This window comes from Mycobacterium sp. (assembly GCF_036488105.1).
Taxonomy (GTDB): domain Bacteria; phylum Actinomycetota; class Actinomycetes; order Mycobacteriales; family Mycobacteriaceae; genus Mycobacterium.
Window position 1 is genome coordinate 1 of record NZ_DASXHW010000026.1, and the last position, 6,438, is coordinate 6,438.

Here is a 6,438-nt window from a genome sequence, read left to right on the forward strand (position 1 = left end):
CGCCGCGAAATGGGAACTCGACGCGATCGATCGGTCCGACGAAGGTCTGGCCGACTATTCGGGCCCTGTGGTGTCCGACTTCGACTTCAGCGCGTACTCGCATTCGGCGCTGGTGCGCATGGCCGACGAGGTTTGTTTGCAGATGCACCTGTTGTATCTGTCCTTTGCGATCGCGGTCCGAGCGCGGGCCGGGTCGGACGTCAAGCTGGCTGACTCGATATGCACTCGCGGTCTGATCGGCGTCGCCGGTCTCGGCGCAGAACGGATCCATCGAGCACTGTCTCTTCCAGGTGGAATCGCTGGTGTGTTAAAGGTTTTCGAGTTGCACCCGTTGCTCAATCCGGTGGGCTACGTCAACGCCGAGGCGCACGATCAATTGCACGTATACCCGTCGCCGGCCCACGACGACGCCGCGTGGATCTCGCTGTGCTCGCCGGAGTCGGTCCAGCCGTTGCAGGCGATCGCCACCGCTGTCGACCCGCACATCGAAGTCCGCGTCACCGGAACAGGTACCGACTGGATCGCTGAACTCTCCGAGAGTGACACTGCCGCAACGGAGCTGTCTGAGGTCGCGGTCGCCAAAGTCAGCGGTGGGGCGACGTTCGAGTTCCAGCCGCGCCGATCGCTGCCATTGACCGTGGTGTGACGCTTCTCGATCTGTCAAGCCGCCGGCGGTATCACTTCGGTGACGCAACCGCATCGACCGGGTACCGATGATGTTGTGCCCGACCGTCGTAGCGTGAGCCGCCGTTATCGTTGACGCTGGCCACCGAACGCTATCGACGAAAGTATTCGCTTTATGTATGACCCGTTGGGGTTATCGATCGGGACCACAAACTTAGTCGCGGTCCGCAGCGGGACGCCACCCGTCTCGCGTCGCGCTGTGCTGACCCTTTTCCCAGATCGCGCACCGGAACTCGGTGTGCCCGTGGAAAATCCGGACTCAGCCGACACCGGCACACTGATGGCCGGCTTTGTCGAGCGAGTCGGTGGGTCGCACGTTCTCAAATCCGCTGACGGTTCCACGCATGACCCGGCGCTGTTGCTGGTCGAGGCGCTGGATGTGTTGACCAGCGCGACTGGTGGCAAAGCGTCCACATCGAATATCACGATGGCCGTTCCCGCGCACTGGGGACAGAATGCGACGCAGGGCCTGCAGGACGCCCTGATCACCCACGCCGACTTTGTTCATGGCGGTATCGCGCCCCGGCTGGTGCCGGACTCCGTTGCCGCGCTGACGGCGTTGAACTCTGATTCACGATTGCCTTCCAAAGGCATTGTCGCGCTGCTCGATTTCGGTGGCGGCGGCACCAGCATCACTCTGGCCGACGCGGCTTCGGACTTCACACCTATTGCCGACACGTTGCGTTTCCCGGAGTTCTCCGGTGACCTCATCGACCAGGCGCTGATGGTGCACGCGCTGGACAGCACGGGTCACAGCAGCGGCGCCGATCCGGCCAGCACCGCCGTCGTCGGCCAGTTCGCCAGTCTGCGCGAGGAGTGCCGTCTGGCCAAAGAGCGGCTGTCCACCGAGAAGTCGACCGATCTGGTTATCGATCTGCCGGGCAAGCGCACCCGCCTCGAGGTGAGCCGAGCGGAGCTGGACGCCCTGGTCGAGGAACGTCTCGACGGTCTGCTCTCCGCGTTCGATGACCTGTTGCGCCGCAACAGGGTTCGTGGCAAGGATCTCGCGGCGGTGGCGATGGCGGGCGGAGGTGCGAAGATTCCGGTTGTCGCCCAGCGTCTTTCGTCGCACAGCAAAGCCTCGGTGGTGACCGCCGTGCAGCCGGCCTTCGCGACGGCGGTCGGCGCGGTGATGCTCTCCGGCAAGCAGCCGATCGAGCAACAAGACAGGCAGCGCGAAGAAACGACGATGGCCGCGCTGGTCGGTGCGTCGACCGGCAGCTTTGCAACGTCGACCAGCGGACTTGCCACCACCGGTCGCTTCCTGGCTCCCACTGACGCGCTCGGAACCGCCACCGGCACATTCGGCATCCCCACGGCCGGTGCACTCTTCGACGACCCGTCGGAAAGACTGACCGAATTGGCCTGGTCGCAGGCCGACGATTCCGGCGAAGAGCCGGTGCTCTACACCGGCGAGCCTTACGACACCGACGACAACCGGGCCACCCCGTCGCAGCTGATGCAACTGCCGAAGGCCGAGCCGTTCGACATGGTTCCCCGCGGAACTCGTCTGCCGCAGCTGTTTCTGGGGCTCGCCGCGCTGGTGTCGATGATCGCGATCGGCGGCGTGGCGTTCACCTTGACCAGCAGCAGCAACCGCGCGCCCACACTGCCGAGCAGCACCACGACGGCGCCCCCGCCGCCACTGAGCTCGCAGCTTCCGTCGCCGAGCCCGTTGCCACCACCTCCGCCGAGCGCGCAGCCGTCGCCGATCGTCGTCCCGCCACCGACCAGCTTGGCGCCTCCGCCGCCTCCGCCTCCGTCGCCGATCGAGACGTACGTGCCCCCGCCGCCGCCACCCCCGCCGCCGGTGACGACGAGGGCGCAGGTGACCACCACTGTGCCGCAGCCGACGACCACGACGCCGCAGGCGACCACCAGCACCACGCCGAGTACGACGCCACCGCCACCGCCACCGCCGCCCAGCACGTCCACGGCCCCGGCGATGACGACGACATATCTGAACCTGCCGTTCGTGCCGGTGCCGATACCGGTTCAGGTGCCCGAAGGTCAGGGCGGGGCGAACCAGCAACCACAAAACCCGTATCAACAGCAGAACCCCTATCAGCAGAGCCCCTACCAGCAGAATCCGTACCAGCAGAGCCCGTATATGCCGCAGAATCCCTACTCGAGCCCGGGGTACGGCTACTGAAGCGTCGCGGTCGTTCCGCTCGTCGCGACTAGGGAGTTAATCCGCGGAGCGGACTCAGCTGCCTATCGTCAGCTCGCCCAGTCGACAGGGCTGCATTCGGACACCTGACGAGTAGGGTGGCACTGCCGGATCGGCGGGGGTAATGTCGCATCTTCCGGAGGCGGCGAAAGTCGTCGAGAGCCCGCGTCGTTCGCGGTTGCGCCTAGACCGCAATAGCAAAGGACTCTGGAGGACCAGTGGACATCGTACTTGGTGTGTCGATGGCACCAACGACGGTCCGCATGGTGCTGTTAGAAGGTGAAAACGCCGACGGTGTCACCGTCGAGGAAGACAACTTCGAAGTCGTGGCCGCGGACGGCGCGGCAACCTCGGAGGCACCTGAGCGGGTGATCGCCGCGATCCTCGGGACCCGGGAAGGCGCCGCTGAAGGGGGCTACCGGTTGATGTCGACCGGGGTGACCTGGACCGAGCCGACCGAGGTGGGTGCGCTACGCGACGCGCCGGCCTTCCGCGAGATGCGAAACGTCATGCTGGTCTCACCGCTGCTCGCGGCGGCCGCGCTGGCCCAGACGGTCGGCGATGCGATGGATTACGAGTACACCGCGCTGCTGTTTGTCGAGCCCGAAAGCGCTATCTTGGCCGTGGTCGCGACCACCGACGGTTCGATCGTCGATCTGCACCGACGCAGGGTGCACTGCGCTCGGCGCAGCGAGGCAGCCACCGAGTTGGCGGCGATGGTCACCGCCCTCGACGGGCTGGAGTCGAGGCCGGACGGCGTGTTCATCGTCGGTTGCGGTGTCGACATTGTCCCCCTCAAGCCACAGTTGGACGTGAGGGTCTCGATTCCGGTGAGCGCACCCGAGGAACCGGACATGGCGCTCGCTCGTGGAGCGGCGCTCGCGTCGGCAAACGCGCCGTTGTTCGCATCGTCGACCGCTGCGCTGGCCTACGCGCAAGATCCGGGTACCGGTGAGGTGAACCCGAACGCGCTCGCTCCGTGGTATCTCGACGTTTCCGCCAATGCCCGGTTGGGTGACAGCCCCCTCGCCTACAGCGCCTTCGCGGAGGAGGAAGCCGGTGAGGGCCTCCGCGGGCACCGGCCGTTCCTGCTGGCGAGCAGTGGGGCGGCGGCGGCAATCCTCATCGGCATTGTGGCACTGGCGATTTCGCTGGTAACCGACGTCGGCCAGCGAACCAGCCACCGCACAAACGTCATCCCCACGAAGCAGGTGCCGGCACCGCCGAGCGCGCACGCACCTGCGGTGGCCGCGCCGGGCTCATCCGCGCCGCCGGCAGCAACACCGCCATCGGCCGCACCGTCTCCACCGCCGGCGCAGGCGATCAGGGCGCCGACTCCGGTGCTGCACCAGTTGCCGCAAGGGCCTGTGACCCCGAACCCGGTCTATCGGGCGCCGAGTCGGCAAGCACCGGTCTACGTGCCGCCTCCCGCAGCACAAGAGGCGCCACCGCCGGCCGCGCCGCCTCCGCCGCCGCCGGCCGCGCCTCCGCCCGCTCCTGAGCAGCCGCGGTTGCCGCCGATGGTGATGTACCTCCATCTGCCGTTTGTCACTGTCCCGATTCCGATCAACCCGCCGCCGCCCCCGCCGCCGGGGCCGTAGCAGTCGGCGGCTAAAACCGGGGTACCGCTACTTGGCGTGGCGCGAGCGACCCGAAATGCGCACACTGGGTGTATCGGTGTGAGCTGCCAGGAGGCCGCAATGGACGACAATGGTCGGTTCGGATTCGATCCGGAAGACTTCGAGCATGTGATCCGCGACGCGACCGAGGGACTTCGCGACGCATTTGAGGGAGTCGGCCGGTTCTTCGCCGTGCCCGGTGACCGTTCAGGCTGGTCGTCGCTTTTCGGGGATCTGGCGCAGCGCACCCGGTCCAGGCCGGAGACCACCGGCGAAGCCGGCGACGGCGTCTGGGCGATCTACACCATGAGCGCCGACGGCGACGCCCGCGTCGAGGAGGTCTACGCCACCGAACTCGATGCCCTGCGCGCCAACCGGAACAACACTGACGCGAGCCGCAAGGTCCGATTCCTCCCGTACGGCATTGCCGTCAGCGTCCTGGACGATCCGGACGAGTCACCCTAAACCGGCGCGACCGGCAAGCCGCGACATTGGTCGCGCGGGGAATACTGCGACGGGTTCGCGGGTACAAGGCCACAATGCTGACCATGTGCCTACGCCCTATCGGCCGTTATCTCATCGCAGCGGTGGTAACTCTTGGCGCGCTGCTGAGCGTCCCCATGCCGATCACGTCTGCGCAACCATGCCCGGACGTCGAAGCTGTATTCGCCCGCGGCACCGGTGAGCCACCCGGTGTCGGCGGGATCGGAGAGCCATTCGTCGAGGAGTTGCGTGGGGCAGTAGGTGCCAAGTCGCTCGACGTGTACCCGGTCAACTACGAAGCCAGCAGCAATTTCTCCGACCGCATCGAGTTCGCCCAAAGCGTCGTCGACGGGATCAGAGACGCCGGCAGTCATATCGAGGCCACCGCGGCGAATTGCCCCAAGACCAGGATCGTGCTCGGCGGATATTCTCAGGGTGCGGCCGTGGCCGGTTTCGTCACTTCGGCGTCCGTACCCGCCGGGGTGCCGGCCGAGTACAGGCCATTCTTGCCCAAGCCGCTGCCGCCGGAGATTGCCAACCACGTCGCCGCGGTCACGCTCTTCGGGAAACCGTCGACGCAGTGGCTGCAGAATTATGGCGCGCCGTCGATCACCATCGGTCCGCTGTACGCACCCAAGACCATCGAGTTGTGCGCTGATGGCGACACAATCTGCAACGGTGATCCCGGCGGGGCGCCGAGTTTCGCGCACACCACTTACCCGGTGAACGGTATGACGGCTCAAGCCGCGGGTTACGCGGCCAGCCACCTGTAGCAGTCAGTCGGGCTGGTTAGCCATGATCGTGGCGAACAACTCGGCCATCTCGCCGGCGGGCTCACCGGGCACGGAGTAGCCATCCTCGTCGCGGATCTCGTCGAGGTGGTCACGCACCTGCTCCATGGACAGCGCGGGGCTGTAGAAGCCTTTCGTTCTGCCGATGAAGAACCGGGCGACGTGTCCGGCGCCGACGGTGTAGATCTCACCGGACACCGGGCAATCCCGGTGCGTCAGGAACGCGGCCACCGGGGCCACCAGCGCCGGATCGAGCTTCTGAAGGTATTGCGTCACAAGATCATCCAGCACGGCCTGAGCTGACGGGTCGTCCGGCCGGCTGGCTGTCTCGACCGAATGCGCCAGCATCCGGGTGTAGGCGATCGGCGCGACCGCGTTGACTTTGATGCCGTGGTCGGCCCCCTCGGCGGCCAAGACTCGGGTCAAGCCGACCAACCCGGTCTTCGCCGCACCGTAATTGCTCATCCGTTCGGCGCCAAGGAGTCCCGCAGCCGAGCAGGTGTTGAGGATTCGCCCGTAGCGCTGCTCGCGCATGATCTTCCACGCAGGCCTCGTCACGTAGAACGCACCCTTGAGATGTACATCTATCAGCGGGTCCAGCCGATCGGCGGTGATGTCCTCGAACGGCGCATCGCGCACGATGCCGGCATTGTTGATCACGATATCGACGCGCCCCCAGGCTCGCAGCGCC

The 6,438-nt window shown here is 66.3% G+C and carries 5 protein-coding genes and 1 pseudogene; 5 read left to right on the forward strand and 1 reads right to left on the reverse strand.

The annotated features are described in order from the left end of the window. The 5 genes and pseudogenes from VGH54_RS01500 to VGH54_RS01520 form a co-directional block, all read left to right on the forward strand. Positions 1-646: pseudogene (locus tag VGH54_RS01500) on the forward strand (hypothetical protein); the annotation flags it as partial. A gap of 153 nt (positions 647-799) precedes the next feature. Then, the gene (locus VGH54_RS01505) at positions 800-2,836 is read left to right on the forward strand and encodes an Hsp70 family protein (RefSeq protein ID WP_414688618.1); all 2,037 of its coding nucleotides are present in this window, start codon (positions 800-802) and stop codon (positions 2,834-2,836) included. A gap of 236 nt (positions 2,837-3,072) precedes the next feature. Beyond that, the gene (locus VGH54_RS01510; protein ID WP_331510168.1) at positions 3,073-4,455 is read left to right on the forward strand and encodes a DUF7159 family protein; all 1,383 of its coding nucleotides are present in this window, start codon (positions 3,073-3,075) and stop codon (positions 4,453-4,455) included. 99 nt (positions 4,456-4,554) lie between these two features. Then, positions 4,555-4,938 carry a hypothetical protein gene (locus VGH54_RS01515; RefSeq protein ID WP_331510169.1) on the forward strand — a complete coding sequence of 128 codons (384 nt, stop codon included), beginning with the start codon at positions 4,555-4,557 and terminating at the stop codon, positions 4,936-4,938. A gap of 83 nt (positions 4,939-5,021) precedes the next feature. Then, positions 5,022-5,729 (forward strand): cutinase family protein, encoded by a 708-nt coding sequence (locus tag VGH54_RS01520; protein ID WP_331510170.1) that lies wholly within the window; start codon positions 5,022-5,024, stop codon positions 5,727-5,729. Between the two features lie 3 nt (positions 5,730-5,732). On the opposite strand, the gene VGH54_RS01525 is transcribed toward VGH54_RS01520, so the two are convergent. Continuing rightward, positions 5,733-6,438: SDR family NAD(P)-dependent oxidoreductase (locus VGH54_RS01525; protein ID WP_331510171.1), on the reverse strand; the 706-nt coding region annotated here is incomplete at its 5' end.

Bases quoted from the DNA above. Each gene is read 5' to 3' on its own strand.
- VGH54_RS01505 (WP_414688618.1), top strand. From the start codon at position 800: ATGTATGACCCGTTGGGGTTATCGATCGGGACCACAAACTTAGTCGCG.
- VGH54_RS01515 (WP_331510169.1), top strand. From the start codon at position 4,555: ATGGACGACAATGGTCGGTTCGGATTCGATCCGGAAGACTTCGAGCAT.
- VGH54_RS01520 (WP_331510170.1), top strand. From the start codon at position 5,022: ATGTGCCTACGCCCTATCGGCCGTTATCTCATCGCAGCGGTGGTAACT.